Origin of the sequence: Acetobacter sp. P5B1 (assembly GCF_018811985.1) — a bacterium.
Lineage (GTDB): Bacteria > Pseudomonadota > Alphaproteobacteria > Acetobacterales > Acetobacteraceae > Acetobacter > Acetobacter cerevisiae.
On record NZ_JACRVS010000001.1, the window covers coordinates 162,250 to 178,717 of the forward strand.

Consider the following 16,468-nt stretch of genomic DNA (forward strand, 5'->3'; position numbering starts at 1 on the left):
TCCTGACAGAGAACAGGCAAAAGGCTGTATCAGGCTTCCAGATCAGACTCAAAGCGGGTGGAAACATCCAGCGCCTGCCCCAGCCGGGCCAGTCCACGCCCCACGGTTTCCCCCCGCACAGCCACACGGGATGACACAAGTTTGAGCACAAGCTCCTTGCGCTGCCACAGCAGAGCCGTGCCATCCAGCAGCACCGCCGTCCCACCGGAAAGGGAATACGCCAGACGCAGCGCCTGCCCCAGCACGATGGCGCGCCGCCATGCGGCCTCACTCAGCAGCGTGCGGGACGTTCCCAGAAACTCTGCATTGGTATCCGCCGCATAGCGCACGGCCAGTGCCAGAGAAAGCCAGGCCCGCGATTCATGATCAAACCCCACGCCCTGCATGCGCAGGATACGCCAGTAGGTCTGCTCTGCCCGATATTCCGGGTGATCGTGACTGCCAACATCCGAGAGAAGGCAGGCAATGCGCCGCAGATGCTGCTCCTGCCTGCTTTCCTTGGGCAGCAGGCCATCCGTCCAGCGGCACAGCACATCTGGCAGCGTATTGCTACGGCCCAGACGGGCACACATATCCCGCGCCACGATGTCCATCGGGTCCTGCGGCAGGCAATCCGGGGCGACATTCAGCATGTACCACCCCTCCCGCAGGCCATCCACGCAGAACACCACCCGGTCCGGCTGCACCTTGCGCAGCAATCTGCGCAGCACGGTGGCGGCAAACGGCACATCATCCAGACGTTTTTTGGGGGCACCGGGCAGACGTTCCAGACTGCGGCGCTGCGCATGCAGCAGCCAGCCGGTCATCTCGCGCGCTTCTTCCAGCCCCAGCGTATAATAATGCACGATATTCAGCGGATACTGCATGCGGGCAATATGCAGGCGGGCCAGCGCACGGAATGCCCCGCCAACCAGATACAGCGTGTTCCCCTTGACCTGAGACAGCCATTTGACGCGCCCGATATCCTCATCCGCCAGCGTGCGCGCCACGCCGAGGTCTCCCTTGGCGCGGTCACTCAGGCGGATAACGCCCAGCGGCAGGGTATTGGCATCATGGCGGCCATCTTCCGCCAGACGGATCAACTCCAGAGAGCCGCCGCCCACATCGGCCACCAGTCCCTTTGCGCCAGGAATGCCGCACATCACGCCAATGGCGGAGTGATCGGCCTCTTCTTCCCCGCTCAGAATACGGATGGGCACACCCGGCATGTTCCTGCGCAGGGCGTCGACAAATTCCGGCCCGTTCAGCGCATCCCGCACTGCAGCAGTCGCCAGAATTTCAAACGGGTCCGCATCCATAGCACGGGCAATAGCGTGGAAGCGGCTGAGCACTTCCATGGCCATCTGTACGCCTTCTTCATTCAGCTTGCCTGTTGCTGTCAGGCCCCGACCCAGACGCAACACTGCCTTTTCATTAAAGATAGGCACAGGGTTGCGCGATACGCCCTCGAACACCACGAGGCGCACAGAATTGGACCCAAGATCAACAACGGCCGAGCGGCGCGGCATATCAGTCTGCATGGGCGGCACTCTACTCCCGAAAATCGTTCACGAAAACCGAGAACAGATGCCAAAAGCACGCATTCTGCTTTTCCCGCCCTGCTGACTGAAATCAGTCATCAAACATCAGGTCTTTTGACGTCGGCAGAGAGGCCGGTGCACGCAGTGGCGTTTCATGCGCAGCGGAGCCCCGGCCCGAGAGCGACGGGTGCGTCATGAACCATTCATGCGCAGAAAAAGGCCGCGCCCCCGGCGTTAGCCTGCGCCATGTGCCGCTGGCTTCCAGCCCCCAGGATTGCAGATTGTCCTTGAGGTTGGAGACCATGATCTGCCCCAGCATCTGGGCATGCACCGTCGGATTGGTGACGGGCACCATGCTTTCCACCCGCCAGTCCATATTCCGCGTCATCCAGTCCGCAGAAGACAGATAGACCTTGGCATAGCGAGACGGCAGGCGATGGCCGTTGCCGAACGCGAAAATGCGGGAATGTTCCAGAAAGCGCCCGACGATCGATTTGATGCGGATGTTTTCAGAAAGCCCCGGCACACCCGGCCGCAGGCAGCAGATGCCCCGGATCACACCGATAATCCGCACCCCGGCACAGGAGGCACGATAGAGGCAATCGATCAGATCAGGGTCCACCAGCGCATTCATCTTCAGCCAGATGGTGCCCGGACGCCCGGCTTTGACATGCGCAATTTCTTCCTCAATCAACTCCCGCAGTGTGCTGCGGATAGTGATGGGCGAGAAGGAAATGGCTTCCATCTTAGCCGGCATGGCGTAGCCGGTCACGTAATTGAACAGACGTGCGGAATCCCGCGCCAGTTCCGGCTTGCAGGTAAAGAAGGAGAGGTCCGTGTAAATCTTGGCGGTAATCGGGTGATAGTTGCCCGTGCCAAAATGCGCGTAGGACCGCACCTGATTACCCTCGCGCCGCACCACAAGGCTGAGCTTGGCGTGGGTTTTCAGGTCCGCAAAACCGAACACCACTTGCACACCAGCGGCTTCCAGCGCGCGGGAGAGGCGAATATTGGCTTCTTCATCAAACCGCGCCCGCAGTTCCACCATGGCGGTAACGGACTTCCCGGCCTCAGCGGCTTCAATCAGCGCCTTGACGATGGGGGAGTCGCGGGACGTGCGATACAATGTCTGCTTGATGGCAATCACGTTGGGGTCGAGCGCTGCCTGACGCAGGAACTGCACCACCACGTCAAAGCTTTCAAACGGATGATGAACCAGCAGATCCTTCGCCCGGATGGCGGCAAAACAATCACCATTGAAGTCCAGAATCCGCTCGGGGAAGCGCGGCGTGTAGGGCGGGAACAGCAGATCGGGGCGGTCATCCACAATCATCTGCTTGAGGTCCACCACACCGATCATGCCGGAATGGACGGCAATTTCTTCCGGCGGCAGGTCCAGCCCGGAGGCAATGGCGTCCGCCAGTTCCGTCGGCACGCGCTTTTCCATATCCAGGTGGATCACCACGCCACGGCGACGGCGTTTGAGTGCGCTCTCATAAGAGCGGACAAGGTCTTCCGCCTCATCCTCAAACTCCACATCGGTATCGCGCACCACGCGCAGCATGCCGCTTTCCCCCACCACAAGGCCGGGGAAAAGCTGTTCCATGCACAGGGTAATCAGGTTTTCCAGACGGATGAAGCGCACCGTGCGGTTGCCTGCCCCGTCCTTGCTGGGCAGGCGAATAAACCGCTCAACCTGCGCAGGCAGCAGGATCAGCGCGTTCATGGCAAACGCGCCGTTTTCCGCCAGCAGCAGACGCAGGCCGAGCGCAAGCCCCATGTTGGGGATGAAGGGCAGCGGGTGCGCGGGGTCCACCGCAAGCGGCGTCAGAACCGGAAAAACGCGGTCCATAAAGCAGGTATGCAGCCAGGCGCGGTCGGCTTCATCCAGATCAGACGGCTCACACAGCACCACGCCGGCCTCCGCCAGCAGGCCGCGCAGTTCTACCCAGATACGCTGTTGTTCACGCAGAAGCTGCGCGCAGCGTTCCCGCACGGCATCCAGCTGCTCGGCCGGGGTCAGGCCATCGGGCGAGAACGCCACCAGCCCTTCCCGCACCTGCCCGACAAGACCGGCCACACGCACAGAATAAAATTCATCGAGATTACTGGCACTGATGGACAGAAAACGCAGGCGCTCCAGCAGTGGATTGCGCGCGTTATCCGCCTCTTCCACCACACGCTGGTTAAAGGCCAGCCAGGAGAGTTCGCGGTTGATAAACCGCTCGGGCATGTCCAGCGTCACCTTTTTCTGGACCGGCTTTTTTCTGGTTCGACGAACTGCCGGCGTGCGTCTGCGGGCGGGCACTTTGGCTCCGGCTGATTGACCCGTCTTTTTGTCCTGCCCCGTCGTCACACCCATTCTCCCCTGTTTGCCCTCATCCTGCCCGCATCAGCCCTGCGGGCATAGGGCTCATCGTCTCTTAAGACTTAACATCATACTGTAGAGTCTTCTGACTGGAAAAGAATGACACATGTTACGGTTTTATGTCGCTCGCATTCCAGAGAGCCTGCACAGAACGCAAAACAGGCCCGCAGAGCCATTGCCCCGCGAGCCTGTTCCTCCTGCACGCTACCCTACAAAACCCGGTGCCCTATACGCCGAAGCCTTGCAGATCAGCCGTCAGGCCTCAGAGATGCCCCTGAGACAGTTCGTTAGCCAGCGCCTGATTTTTATAAACTACCTTCAGCGCTTCCATGATAGCAGCCGTATCGACAGCAACCGCACGGTTGGTGGTTTCATCGTAATAGAAATCCCCACCCAGAGAGTGGATGTTGCCATCAAAAATCAGACCCACGGCATGGCCCTCAGAGTCGATGACCGGAGAACCTGAGTTGCCGCCAATAATATCATTGGTAGAGACAAAATCGTACGGGGTTTTCATGTTGACATGCGCCTTGGCGTCCAGCCAGGGCTTGGTCAGCTTGAACGGGTCAGACCCGGTTGCGCGGTCATACAGGCCGGAGAAATAGGTAAAGGCAGGCACGGCTTTTCCGTTTTCATCCCAGCCCTTGACCTGACCGAAAGACAGACGCTGCGTAAACGTGGCATCCGGGTAGGACGATACACCATCGCGCTCAAAGCGAGCCTTGGCCATCGCTTCGCTCGCCTGACGAGACGGAGCGGCTACTTCATCATCCATTTGCTTACGCAGGGCACGGGTCTGCGGTTCGATGCTGCGGGCCAGCACAATCATCGGGTCCTTGGAGGCGGCAATGGCGTCTGCCCCACCTTTCCAGAGCTCCAGACGCACCTTGGGGTCTGCCAGTTTCGTGCCTTTGACCAGCGTTTCAGCCAGATCATCCGGCGCAGCTTTACCCAGAACCAGCTTCACCATCTCATCATCCGCGCCCAGCACCTGCCGCAGCTTGGTCAGAGAAAAGGCGAGTTCTGTCTTTTCAAGATCAGGATAGACCGGGGCCGTGGAACCGAGTTCGGCTTCCAGTGCCGGCAGGCGGGCATCATGATACGCGGTCAGACGTTCAGCATCCGGCTTCTGGCGTTCGTTCGCAGCGCGCACCAGCAGCTTGGCATACTGGAACAGTTCACCCTGAATACCAAAAGCGCCTTCAAGCATCACGTAAGGTTTGAAAATACGCTTCTTGACGGTCAGCGCCTGTGCGTTTTTCGCCCACGGGTCGCCATAGGCTTCCTTGCGTTTGGGGTCAGCGTTGATCCAGTCGCGCAGGCTGGCTTCACTTTTTGCCTTGGCATCCAGCAGTTTGGGGTCAGACAGAACGTCTACGCGGCCACGATAGACTTTCAGGCTGTTCTCAATCCCGAAGACCCGTTCCTGCGCTTCCTGATGGTGCGCCGTGCTTTCCCGGCTGTACTGCCACAGCGCACCGTCCAGTGCGGAATAGTTATCAATGATGAACGGCACCGTCACGTTTCTGGAAAATTCCAGATCCGCCAGCGGCACTTCACGTTCTGTGGACCCCGGATTGCCGGAGGTGAACACCAGTTCCCCTTCTTTCGGCCCTGCGGCGTCAAACGGCAGGAAAGCCTCAACCTTGGCGGGCTTCCCGTTTTCGTAAACACGCATGAACGCCATATCGAGATCGTAGCGCGGGAAGTTGAAGTTATCCGGATCCCCGCCAAAGAAGGCTGCGTTCTGATCCGGCGCCATCACCATGCGCACGTCCTGATAACGGCGGTAACGATACAGCGCCGTGCGACCACCATGATACAGGCTGATGACATCGCAGCGCCATTTCTTGGGGTCATCCTTGGCGCATTCTTTTTCAATGGCGCTTTCCTCGGCCTGACGCGCCGTAGTGTAGGCCGCACCATCCTTGCCGCGCAGGGCCGTCTGCATCCGGTCCGTTACATCGGTGATGCTGTCCAGCTGGTTCAGCTCCATGGCGGGGCAGCGCTGCTCATCCGCAGGGCTTTTGGCACTGTAGCCATCCTGAAAGTAGTTCTTCCCTTTACCGGAAAGCTGCTGGAGGCATTCATTGGCGCAGTGGTGATTGGTCATCACCAGCCCATCGGCGGAAACAAACGAGGCCGAGCAGCCCAGCGCCAGACGGGCGGACGCCTTGGTCACACGCTCCGTCCAGGCGGCGGTCGGGGTAAAGCCGTAACGCTGCTTCATCAGGTCTGCGGGCAGATGGTCCATGGTCCACATCCCCTCATCCGCATGCGCGAAGGGGATGGAGGGAAGGACCGCCGGAGCGCACGCCAGCACCGCCAGAGGCAACAGAGAACGCTTGAAAAAGCTGCTCATGATGCAGAAACCACTTTCAGGTTAATGTTACACTATAACGAAATCGTTCCGCACAGTGACGCAGACACGCCCGCAGAGCAAGACGTTAAGAGGCCCCTGCGTCGTCTTCCAGCAAGGATTCCAGAACGCCTGCGGCCAGAGCGCGCGTCACTTTTTCACCAGACGCCAGGGCGGCCTGATCCAGCCGGGCGGCCATATCCCGAATCGCCCCCGCATTGCGGGGCAGCCGCCGCAGCAGCCATTCCGTCACAGGCTGAGCCACCACCATCTGCCGTTCCGCCAGCAAACGCAGGAACAGCCGCCGCAGCAATTCCTCCTCCGCCTGCCCAATGGGCACAGAGGCCGTGGCCCGCAGGCGGCTCGCCAGATCCGGCAGAGAAACACGCCACCGCGCGGGGGAAGCCCGGCCAGCCATGAGCAGCGCCATCCGCCGCTCCCGCACCAGATTGATCAGATGCAGAAGGTCTGCCTCTTCCCGCACCTGATCGGCATTATCCAGCGCCAGCGCGCGAAACCCACCTTCATGAAACAGATTGGCCACATCCTGCTCATTCAGGCGGCGGCCTTCAATAACGGGCGCACCATGCCGCGCCGCCCAGACGGAGAGCAGATGCGTCTTGCCGGTGCCACTTTCCCCCCACAGGGCCATGCGGCCTTCCGGCCAGCGCCACATTGCTTCTGCATCCAGCACCCAGCCGCGCGCTGCCGCATTGGAGGGAGCCGCCACAAAGTCTGAGCGTCCGAATCGGGGGCGGTGCGCGAACGGCAGAGCAATCTGCCCGCTCACTCCACCCTCCTTTCCGTCCGCCACAGGCTGCTGTGCGGCCTCTTTTGTTTCCGTAATCCGTTTCATGCCGCTTTGCGTGTTGCTTCACCTGCCGTAAAGACTGTCCTCAGGGATTCCTACCCTACCCGATCCGTTACATCGACCCCTTTCAGACCAAGAGCACCTGTCATGACGTCTTCTTCCAGTTCTCCCTCTTCCCGCCTCACCTATCGTGACTCCGGTGTGGATATTGAAGCCGGAGAAGCTTTGATTGACGCCATCAAACCCGCAGCCAAAGCAACAGACCGCCCCGGCACCATGGGTGGCCTTGGCGGATTCGGTGCGCTGTTCGACCTGAAGGCCGCAGGCTTTAAAGATCCGGTGCTGGTCTCCTGCACGGATGGGGTCGGCACCAAGCTCACGCTGGCCATTGAAACGGGTCTGCATGAAACTGTGGGGATTGATCTGGTCGCCATGTGCGTGAACGACCTGATTGTGCAGGGCGCGGAACCGCTCTTCTTCCTTGATTATTTTGCAACGGGCCGCCTGTCTGTTGAAAGTGCCGCCAAGGTTGTGCGCGGCATTGCGCAGGGCTGTGAACAGTCCGGCTGTGCGCTGGTCGGTGGTGAGACGGCAGAAATGCCCGGCATGTATGCCGATGGGCATTATGATCTGGCTGGCTTCTCCGTTGGTGCGGCAGAACGCTCCGCCCTGCTGCCCGCTGGCATTGCAGACGGTGATGCGCTGATTGCCCTGCCCTCCAGCGGTGTGCATTCCAACGGCTATTCTCTGGTGCGCCGCATTGTGGCCGATGCCCATCTGGCCTGGACGGACCCGGCAGCCTTCGCACCGGGCAAAAATCTGGGTGAAGCCCTGCTGACCCCGACAAAACTTTACGTCCGCACGGTGCTGGACCTGCATCGCGCTGGCCTGCTGCATGCCGCAGCGCACATCACTGGCGGCGGCCTGCCGGGCAATCTGCCCCGCATCCTGCCCGACGGGCTGGACGCTGTGATTGACGCCGCATGGCCGGTGCCGCCCGTCTTCAACTGGCTGGCCCGCACGGGTGACGTGGCGAATGAAGAAATGCTGCGCGTGTATAACTGTGGCGTGGGCATGGTGCTCATCACCCCCAAACCGGACGAAGTGCTGGCCCGCCTGAAAGAACTGGGCGAAGAGGGCACGCTGATTGGCCATATCGCCAAGGCTGCTGACCGCGCCGCCAAAGCTGGCCTGAAGATGGTTGCGTCCCCGGATTTTCACGCAGCATGAGTGAGACGCCTAAAACCCCGGTCGCCATTCTGCTCAGTGGCCGGGGCAGCAACGCCACGGCCCTGATTGAAGCGTGCAAACAGCCGGACTTCCCCGCCCGCATCTGCCTTGTGCTGAGCAACAAACCAGACGCACCGGGGCTGGACATGGCTCGCGCCGCAGGGCTTGAGACCGTGGCGATCGACCACCGCCTCTATAAAAAAGACCGTGACGCGCATGAACGCGCCGTTGATGCCGCCCTGCGGGGCGCCGGGGCGGCAGTCGTCTGTCTGGCGGGTTATATGCGCCTGCTCACCCCGTTCCTCACCACCCAGTGGGCGGGGAAAATGCTGAATATTCACCCCAGCCTGCTGCCCGTGTTCCCCGGCCTGCATACGCATGAGCGGGCGTTGGAAGCCGGCGTACGCATCCACGGCTGCACCGTGCATCTGGTCACAGAAGGCATGGATGAAGGCCCCATTCTGGGGCAGGCAGCGGTTCCGGTTCTGCCGGGTGATACGGCTGATGCCCTTGCTGCGCGCGTGCTGCGGCAGGAACACCAGCTCTACCCCGACGTGCTGCGCCGTTACCTGAACAAGAGCCAAGCCCCGACATCAGCAGACGCCGCCCTGCTGGTGGCGTAATGCTCCGGCAGGTCTGGCCTGCCACTTCCCCCGCCTTTATGGCCTGACCTGATTGCCTGAACAGATAGTGAGCTGATGACAGCAGAACCCCGCCGCCCCCGTAACCCCAGACGCAATGCAGCGCGCCGGAACAACGCCCCCCAGCCTGCTGACCCCACGCGGGACGTTGCGTTTGATATTCTGTGCGGCGTGGTGGAACACCGGCGCATGCTGGAAACCACCCTGTCCCGCTCCGCTAACGAGCACGAGGCCCCGCCGCGTGACCGTGCGGCAGCACATCGTCTGGCTGCCGCTACTCTGCGCCACATGGGCACGCTGCGCACCGTGCTGGAACCGTTCCTGCGCAAGGAACCGCCGGAGCCTGTACGTGTAGCGCTGATGATGGGCTGTGCGCAGTTGCTGTTTCTGGAAACACCGCCGCATGCCGCCGTTGGCACCACGGTCTCTTTGCTGCGCCGCCGCAAGCTGGCCCCGTTTGCGGGGCTGGCCAATGCCGTGCTGCGTAAGGTGGCCGATAAGGGCCCCGCTCTGCTGGAAGGACTGGATCAGCCACGCCTGAATATCCCGTCATGGCTGTGGAGTTCCTGGAACACGCTGGGCAAAGGGGCCGCGCGCGCCATTGCGCAGGGGATCAGTCATGAAGCCCCGCTGGATATCACCCTCCGCCCCGGCGCGACTGCCCCGGAAGGCGGCGTGGAACTGCCCAACGGCTCCATTCGCCTGCCCGCTGGCACCCGCGTGACGGAACTGCCGGGATATGAGAACGGCGCATTCTGGGTGCAGGACGCCGCTGCAACCCTCCCGGCGCGCCTGCTGGCCGCCAAGCCGGGTGAACGCGTGGCCGATCTGTGCGCCGCCCCGGGCGGGAAAACCGCGCAGCTTGCCGCCACTGGCGCAGACGTGACTGCGGTGGAGCAAAACGCAACCCGCCTGTTGCGCCTGCAGGAAAACATGGCCCGGCTGGCCTACCCTGTGCAGATTGTGCAGGACGACGCCGCCACATGGAAACCGGATGCTCTGTTTGACGCCATTCTGCTGGATGCACCCTGCTCCGCCACCGGCACGGCGCGCCGTCACCCGGATGTGCTGTGGGTCAAACGCCCGCGTGACCTGAACGCGCTGACAGCCGGGCAGGATCGGCTGCTTGCTGCGGCCAAATCCATGCTGCGCCCCGGTGGCCGGCTGATTTACGCCGTCTGCTCCCTGCAGGATGAGGAAGGCCCGGCCCGCGCCCGCGCTGCGCAGGAGATGGGGCTGATCCCCTCTCCCTTTACGCCGGAAGAACTTTCCTTTCTGCCAGAAGCTCTTACGCCGGAAGGCTGGCTGCGCACCCATCCCGGTATGTGGCTGGACAAAGGCAGCATGGATGGGTTTTTTGCAGCCCGCTTCATCGTGCCTGCGTAACAATCTTCCAAACGCGCTTTAACAGAGTTGCGTCGGGCGGCGGGATTGCGGATAACAAAAGTTATGCACTCTGTAACCCGCCCCCTTATTGCTCCCAGTGTTCTCGCCGCCGACTTCGCCCGTCTGGGCGAGGAAGTGCAGGCCGTGGCCAAAGCCGGGGCAGACTGGATTCATCTGGACGTGATGGACGGGCACTTTGTGCCCAACATCTCCTTCGGCCCGCAGGTGGTCAAAGCCCTGCGGCCTTACAGCACGCTGCCGTTTGACGTGCATCTGATGATCGAGCCCGCTGACCCGTATCTGGAAGCCTTCGCCAGGGCTGGCGCGGACCATATCCTTATTCACATTGAAGCCGGGCCGCATGCCCACCGCTCGCTCCAGCATATCCGTGCGCTTGGGGCCAAACCCGGCATTGTGCTGTGCCCGGCGACGCCGCCAGAAGCGGTGAGCGAAATTCTGGATCTGGTGGACGTTATTCTGGTAATGAGCGTCAATCCCGGGTTTGGCGGCCAGAAATTTCTGACCAGTCAACTCCCCAAAATCCGCCGCCTGCGGGAAATGATTACCACCACAGGCCGGGACATCCGTCTGGCCGTCGATGGCGGGATTGACCCGAAAACCGCCCCTCTGGCGATAGAGGCCGGAGCGGATGTGCTGATTGCCGGCAGTGCGATTTATGCTCAGCCGGACTACGCCGCAGCGATAGACGCCCTGCGGTCTCGCGTTACAGCATGATGCAGATCATTCCGCCCCTTTGCACAGGGCTTTATCACTCCTGACAGATCCTCTGTCCTCCCTGCCCTCTCACTTCGGAGCACTCCCTGCCTGATGCCCCTGCGCCGCTGGACCCGTGATGCCCGTCTGACCTTTGCCATGCGGAACCCGCTGGGTGGTTTTAGCCGTGTGCCTGCCGCACCGGCCCTGACATTGCGAGACCTCTGGCCGGGGGACCCTCTGGTGGGTGAACGTCTGGTGCGGAACCAGAGCCTGTTTGAAGGGGTTGTGCGCAACCTCCAGCATTTGCAGTGGGATAACCCCGCCTGGCCGGAAGCCTATCGCCGCTGGCTGCAAGGCTTTACCTGGCTGCGGGACCTGCGGGAACTGGGGGCGGAATCTGCCCGCATCAAGGCGCGCAGCATGGTCGCCACATGGATTGGCCAGCCTGCCTCTGAACGCCCGATTACTGACCCTTCCGTAACCGGGGCGCGTCTGGCCGCGTGGCTCTCCTATTACGAATTTTTCGCTGCTGCTGCGGATGACAATTTCCGGCAGAACCTGATGGCTGCGCTGATTATGGAAGCCCGCTCCATTATGGCGCTGATGCCGGAGGGAGCCCGTGGCTGGCGCGCGCTGACAGCCCTGAAAGGCCTGCTGGCCGTTGCTGTCGCCATTCCTGACCATCCGGAATTTCTGTCCCGCTATCTCAAACTGATTGATCAGGAAATTGATCAGCAGTTCCTTGCGGATGGCAGCCACATTACCCGCTGCCCGGAAGACCAGTTTCAGGCCGTGCGGGAACTGGCGGAAATGCTCAGCATTCTCCAGACAGCCCGCCTGCCCCTGCCCTCCCGCCTGATGGAAGTGGCCGACCGCGCAGCTCCGGCCCTACGCGCCATGCGGCACGGGGATGGCGGGCTGATGCTCTTTAACGGCAGCCGGGAGCGCGACCCGCAGTTGATCGAGCAGGTGCTCAACCGCGCCTCCCGCGGGCGCGTGGTCGCCGCCAGCCAGCCGGAAAGCGGGTATATCCGCCTGACGAGCGGCCGCACCATGCTGTTTGCCGATGCCTCCGGCCCCGCCCCGGCGGGTTATGACAGCACGGCCCATGCGGGCATGCTTTCCTTTGAATTTTCCTCTGGCCGCCAGCGGATTATCGTCAATTGCGGGTCCAGCACGCAGCGTGGCTGGGCTGAGGCGCTGCGCGTCCCTGCGGCGCATTCCGTGCTGGAGATGGGCTCACTCTCCCCCCTTACGCGCAACCAGAGCGGGGCCATTACGCACCGGCCAACCGTCACGCGCGCGCAGGCCTCGCAGGACGGCGCGCACTGGCTGCACATGACGCATGATGGCTACAAGCCACAAGGCGGCGGCGTGTATTCCCGCCAGCTTTATCTGGGCAAAGATGGTCAGACCCTGCGCGGGGCGGAAGCCCTTGAGGGCACAGAAAGCCGGGATTTCTGTGTGCGCTTCCATCTGCATCCGGACATTACCGTAGAAGAAATCGAACACGGCTTCCTGCTCTACACGCAGGAAGAAAGCTGGCTGTTTCAGGCCAACGTGGCCGCTTATCTGGAAGACAGCGTCTATCTGGGCAGTGGCGAGCGCGTGGACTCTCTGCAAATTGTCCTCTGCCCGCCAGAAGCACCCGAACCACCGGAAGAACGTGCTGCTGAAGGCGAAGAAGAGGCTCTGGAAACCGAGGCGCACGGTGCAGACCACGCCGCAGCCCATGCGCAGGGCGATACCTACCCGGAAGACAATGCCGCTTATTCCGCCGACCACACGGACAACACCACGGAACAAAACGCTTTTTACGGCCAGTCTCATGCGGCAACTGAGCACGAGGCCTATCAGCCAGAAAACGGGGGCTACGCCGAACAGGATGCGTCAGCCGCCTACCCAGACCATGCCTACGCCCAGACGGACATGCAGGGTTATGTGCAGGAGGGTGAGGCTTACGCCGCAGCCCCGCAACACAGCGAAGAAGACGCCTTCAGCCCGCTGCTGCATGATGCGCCTCCCGCCGACAGCATGCCCTATCAGGCTGCCAGCACGACGGGCCTGAGCCATACGGGCCAGTCCGAACACGCCACGCAGGAAACGCCGAGCATGGCGGAGGCGCTTTTTGCCGGGCAGGATGCGGCGGCTGACCATGCACCGCAGACGGAAGGTCCCACAGAGCACGGGACATCCGCACAGGCCTCTGAATCCGCTGCCTCCAGCAAACCTGCCGGAACTGCCCCCTCCGCCCCGGCCATGCGCCCGGTCCGCTGGGCGCTCACCCTGATGACTGAGTAAGGCCGGGCGTGAAAATTCTTGAAATCACGAACGTCGATTTTTCCCTGAATCACTTCCTTCTCCCCCTCATGCGCGCCCTGCGGGAAGAGGGGCATGAGGTGGTCGGGGTTTGTGCAGATGGCCCTTTGGTCGCCCCGCCCCGACAAGCCGGGTTCCGGGTGGAAACGCTGCCCTTTGCCCGCTCTTTTTCCCCTCTGGCACAGGCCAGGGCGTTCTGGGCGCTGGTGCGACTGATCCGGCGGGAAAAGCCGGACATGGTGCATGCCCATATGCCCATCAGCGGTATTTTAGCCCGCGCGGCCGCCAAACTCTGTGGCGTGCCGCGCATTGCCTATACCTGCCACGGTTTTCTGTTCAATCAACCGGGGTCTGCGCTGCGGCGCGGGCTGGCGCTGGTTCTGGAATTTCTCTGCGGGCGCATCACAGATGTTTATCTCACCGTCTCGCAGGAAGAAGCCGAGGATGCCCGACGGCTACATATCGCCCGCAACCCCATCGCCATTGGCAATGGGCGGGACAGCTCCCGCTTCCGGCCAGACCCGGCAGCCCGCGCCCGCATCCGTCAGGAACTGGGCACGGCAGAAGAGACGCCGGTTATCATGGTGGTCTCTCGTCTGGTGCGCCACAAGGGCTATCCGGAACTGCTGGACGCCATGCGCACCGTGCCCGAGGCCGAACTGTGGGTGGTGGGCGAACGCCTGACCTCCGACCACGGTGCCGCACTCGACGCCTGTTTTGCCGAAGCACAGGCCACCCTTGGCTCGCGCCTGAAATGTCTGGGGTATCGGGCTGATACGCCTGCGGTTCTGGCTGCTGCGGATATCTTCACACTGCCCAGCCATTTTGAAGGGCTGCCCATGTCCATTATCGAAGCGATGATGACGGGCCTGCCCGTGGTGAGCACCGATATCAGCGGCCCACGAGAGCAGATTGTCTCAGGAGAAACCGGCCTGCTGGTGCCACCTGCTACAGTCGCACCGCTCGCTGCGGCCCTGCGTCAGCTGGTGCAGGACGTGCCCCTGCGCACCCGCATGGGGCAAGCCGGACGGCAGCGCGCTCTGGCACTATTTGAAGAAAAGCAGATTATTCAGAAGACAGTCCGCTTGCTCACCAGCGGCTGAGCAACGCAGAGACCGTCAAAACATTGGTGCGCTAAGCAGACAAAATGACGGGCGCAGGCGAGAGGTTTAGTCCCTCTCACCCCGTCAGATCTCAAAACTTATTTGGCCGCAGAATGGGCCTTTGCGTTGCCTGTATGCTCACCGGAAGACTGCTCCGGCGTTTTGAGCAAACGGATGGTCAGACGAGACGGAGAAGCGGCAATTCGTGCCCCACCCCGCGTGTAGTCCAGACGAATCCGCACGCCGTTGTCATTTTCCATCAGCTGGCCGCTGACGCCACGCCCCACGGTCGCTTCACCGGAGAGCGCCCAGAACGTACCGGCAAAATCTTCAATCCGCTGAAGATTATAAACCTTGCCCACACTATCACCGGATGAATAGCCGATTGCTGCGGCGGAAGCGCCCTTGACGGAGAACGGATAGGTCCGCCCGCCGTAAGTCAGAACCCCATGGCCCCACGTATAGCCCACACCCAGATCGGCTGAACTGGTGTGAAACGAGACTTCACCCGTTACAGGCCCAAGCGTCGTCTGGGCACAGGCGGTCAAAGACCATGTACCACACAAGGCCAGGGCAGTCGCAATGTGAAGGGATGCAGAGCGCATCAACAGGCTCCTTGCTGTCAGGATGGCGGCCGCCAAAGTCCGGGGGATCCAGATGCAGCGCCTTTTCGTCTTGCCATGTTTTACGGAAAGAAGAAACACGGCAAGACCATAAAGACAGTAACCTTTTTAAAAAGATATGCTGCCTCTATTCAGCAGTCCACACAGGTTCCTTGAGTTCTTCCACAAAAGCGCGGTGCGCCGCCAGTTCTTCCTGCGTGGGCACAACCCGCACAACCCGACGATTCACCGGCCCCTCATACATCACGGCATGGCCGTTGGTGCCGTCTGCCACCAGCCCGAGCCCGTGCTGGCGTCCCCCCATCAGCTCCACATACACATCGGCCAGAAGCTTGCAGTCCAGCAGGGCGTTATGCGTGGTTCGGGCAGACAGATCGATACCAAAACGGCGGCACAGCGCATCCAGACTGTTGGGCATACCGGGGAAGCGCTCGCGCGCCATATCCAGCGTATCCACCATGCGGCCCAGATCCAGCGGCTTACGCCCCGCCCGTTTCAGTTCCGCATTCAGAAAGCCAAAGTCAAAGCGGGCATTGTGGGCAATCAGCTGGTCATCGCCAATAAAGCTGAGAAATTCGTCTACAACCTCAGCAAATTTCGGCTTCCCCTGAAGATCCGCTGCCGTAAAGCCATGCACGCGGGAGGCCTCTTCCGGCACGTCCCGCTCCGGGTCAATCAACACGCGGTAGCTCTTGCCAGTTGGCAGGTCACCCACCAGCTCAAGGGCCGCAATTTCAATCACCCTGTCCCCGGTGGCCGGGTCCAGCCCTGTGGTTTCCGTATCGAACAGAATGGAGCGTTTCATGCCTTTAGTGCCTTAATCAGAGATCGAACCTGCCGCTGCGTTGCGCCCAGAGCCACACCAGTCTCTATCACCGTATCCGCCAGCCGTCTCTTTCTGGCATCGGGCATTTGCCGGGCCATCAGCCGCCGGGCCTCAGATTTTGGCAACCCACGCCGCCGCGCCACGCGCTCAGCCTGCAAACGGGGCGGAGCGGACACCAGCAGGACATGGTCACAGGCCCGCTGGCTGCCGGTTTCAAACAACAGCGGAATATCCAGCAGCACGCAGCGCGCGCCTTGCCGACGGTGGCGGCTGAGAAAATCCTGTCGGGCCGCCCGCACCATCGGGTGAAGAATGGCCTCAAGCTGCCGCAGCAGACCCGGCGTTTCCGCCACGGCCCGCCGGAGAACGGCTCTGTCAAGATGCCCATTCACCACCGCCTGCGGCACCAGTTCCGCAATCGGCCCAAGGGCCGGACCATGATCGGCCTGAAGCTGGCGCACGGTGGCATCGGCATCAAACACCGGAACGCCCGCCTGCCGGAACATGCTGGCCACGGTGCTTTTGCCCATGCCCATCCCACCTGTCAGCCCCACAACCTTCATCT

The 16,468-nt window shown here is 61.7% G+C and carries 13 protein-coding genes; 6 read left to right on the forward strand and 7 right to left on the reverse strand.

Annotated features, from left to right (window positions below; all coding sequences use genetic code 11):
- Positions 1–29 precede the first annotated feature (29 nt).
- The 4 genes from KP703_RS00725 to KP703_RS00740 all read right to left on the reverse strand — a co-directional run bounded on the left by KP703_RS00725 (position 30) and on the right by KP703_RS00740 (position 7,103).
- Positions 30–1,520, reverse strand: coding sequence for a Ppx/GppA family phosphatase (locus tag KP703_RS00725; RefSeq protein WP_062270858.1), 1,491 nt, complete (start codon positions 1,518–1,520; stop codon positions 30–32).
- Between the two features lie 91 nt (positions 1,521–1,611).
- Positions 1,612–3,882, reverse strand: a complete 2,271-nt coding sequence (locus KP703_RS00730) for an RNA degradosome polyphosphate kinase (RefSeq protein ID WP_215753484.1) — start codon at positions 3,880–3,882, stop codon at positions 1,612–1,614.
- 268 nt (positions 3,883–4,150) lie between these two features.
- Positions 4,151–6,250 carry a S46 family peptidase gene (locus KP703_RS00735; protein WP_215753485.1) on the reverse strand — a complete coding sequence of 700 codons (2,100 nt, stop codon included), beginning with the start codon at positions 6,248–6,250 and terminating at the stop codon, positions 4,151–4,153.
- Between the two features lie 85 nt (positions 6,251–6,335).
- Positions 6,336–7,103, reverse strand: a complete 768-nt coding sequence (locus KP703_RS00740) for a chromosomal replication initiator DnaA (protein ID WP_252353723.1) — start codon at positions 7,101–7,103, stop codon at positions 6,336–6,338.
- A gap of 102 nt (positions 7,104–7,205) precedes the next feature.
- Here KP703_RS00740 and purM point away from each other — a divergent pair, with 102 nt between their 5' ends.
- From purM to KP703_RS00770, 6 genes are all read left to right on the forward strand, one after another.
- Positions 7,206–8,288 carry a phosphoribosylformylglycinamidine cyclo-ligase gene (gene purM, locus KP703_RS00745; protein WP_215753486.1) on the forward strand — a complete coding sequence of 361 codons (1,083 nt, stop codon included), beginning with the start codon at positions 7,206–7,208 and terminating at the stop codon, positions 8,286–8,288.
- A complete protein-coding gene (purN, locus tag KP703_RS00750) occupies positions 8,285–8,911 on the forward strand; it encodes a phosphoribosylglycinamide formyltransferase (RefSeq protein WP_215753487.1) in 627 nt (208 codons plus the stop codon). The genes purM and purN overlap by 4 nt, the downstream gene beginning before the upstream one ends.
- A gap of 75 nt (positions 8,912–8,986) precedes the next feature.
- On the forward strand, positions 8,987–10,315 hold the full coding sequence (locus KP703_RS00755) for an RsmB/NOP family class I SAM-dependent RNA methyltransferase (protein WP_215753488.1): 1,329 nt from the start codon (positions 8,987–8,989) through the stop codon (positions 10,313–10,315).
- Between the two features lie 63 nt (positions 10,316–10,378).
- Complete coding sequence (gene rpe, locus KP703_RS00760) at positions 10,379–11,050, forward strand: ribulose-phosphate 3-epimerase (protein ID WP_215753489.1); 672 nt, start codon at positions 10,379–10,381, stop codon at positions 11,048–11,050.
- Between the two features lie 93 nt (positions 11,051–11,143).
- Entirely contained in the window at positions 11,144–13,333 is a 2,190-nt protein-coding gene (locus KP703_RS00765) for a heparinase II/III family protein (RefSeq protein ID WP_215753490.1), read from the forward strand.
- Positions 13,334–13,341: 8 nt separating this feature from the next.
- Positions 13,342–14,454, forward strand: coding sequence for a glycosyltransferase family 4 protein (locus tag KP703_RS00770; protein WP_215753491.1), 1,113 nt, complete (start codon positions 13,342–13,344; stop codon positions 14,452–14,454).
- Between the two features lie 98 nt (positions 14,455–14,552).
- Here the strand turns inward: KP703_RS00770 and KP703_RS00775 are convergent, their stop codons facing one another.
- The 3 genes from KP703_RS00775 to coaE all read right to left on the reverse strand — a co-directional run bounded on the left by KP703_RS00775 (position 14,553) and on the right by coaE (position 16,466).
- Complete coding sequence (locus KP703_RS00775) at positions 14,553–15,059, reverse strand: hypothetical protein (RefSeq protein WP_231866209.1); 507 nt, start codon at positions 15,057–15,059, stop codon at positions 14,553–14,555.
- Between the two features lie 145 nt (positions 15,060–15,204).
- A complete protein-coding gene (gene dnaQ / locus KP703_RS00780; protein ID WP_062250689.1) occupies positions 15,205–15,882 on the reverse strand; it encodes a DNA polymerase III subunit epsilon in 678 nt (225 codons plus the stop codon).
- Positions 15,879–16,466, reverse strand: a complete 588-nt coding sequence (gene coaE, locus KP703_RS00785; protein ID WP_215753492.1) for a dephospho-CoA kinase — start codon at positions 16,464–16,466, stop codon at positions 15,879–15,881. The genes dnaQ and coaE overlap by 4 nt, the downstream gene beginning before the upstream one ends.
- Positions 16,467–16,468: the final 2 nt, after the last annotated feature.

Bases quoted from the DNA above. Each gene is read 5' to 3' on its own strand.
- KP703_RS00725 (WP_062270858.1), bottom strand. From the start codon at position 1,520: ATGCAGACTGATATGCCGCGCCGCTCGGCCGTTGTTGATCTTGGGTCC.
- purM (WP_215753486.1), top strand. From the start codon at position 7,206: ATGACGTCTTCTTCCAGTTCTCCCTCTTCCCGCCTCACCTATCGTGAC.
- coaE (WP_215753492.1), bottom strand. From the start codon at position 16,466: ATGAAGGTTGTGGGGCTGACAGGTGGGATGGGCATGGGCAAAAGCACC.
- KP703_RS00775 (WP_231866209.1), bottom strand. From the start codon at position 15,059: ATGCGCTCTGCATCCCTTCACATTGCGACTGCCCTGGCCTTGTGTGGT.
- KP703_RS00755 (WP_215753488.1), top strand. From the start codon at position 8,987: ATGACAGCAGAACCCCGCCGCCCCCGTAACCCCAGACGCAATGCAGCG.
- KP703_RS00730 (WP_215753484.1), bottom strand. From the start codon at position 3,882: ATGGGTGTGACGACGGGGCAGGACAAAAAGACGGGTCAATCAGCCGGA.
- rpe (WP_215753489.1), top strand. From the start codon at position 10,379: ATGCACTCTGTAACCCGCCCCCTTATTGCTCCCAGTGTTCTCGCCGCC.
- KP703_RS00765 (WP_215753490.1), top strand. From the start codon at position 11,144: ATGCCCCTGCGCCGCTGGACCCGTGATGCCCGTCTGACCTTTGCCATG.
- dnaQ (WP_062250689.1), bottom strand. From the start codon at position 15,882: ATGAAACGCTCCATTCTGTTCGATACGGAAACCACAGGGCTGGACCCG.
- KP703_RS00735 (WP_215753485.1), bottom strand. From the start codon at position 6,250: ATGAGCAGCTTTTTCAAGCGTTCTCTGTTGCCTCTGGCGGTGCTGGCG.
- purN (WP_215753487.1), top strand. From the start codon at position 8,285: ATGAGTGAGACGCCTAAAACCCCGGTCGCCATTCTGCTCAGTGGCCGG.
- KP703_RS00740 (WP_252353723.1), bottom strand. From the start codon at position 7,103: ATGAAACGGATTACGGAAACAAAAGAGGCCGCACAGCAGCCTGTGGCG.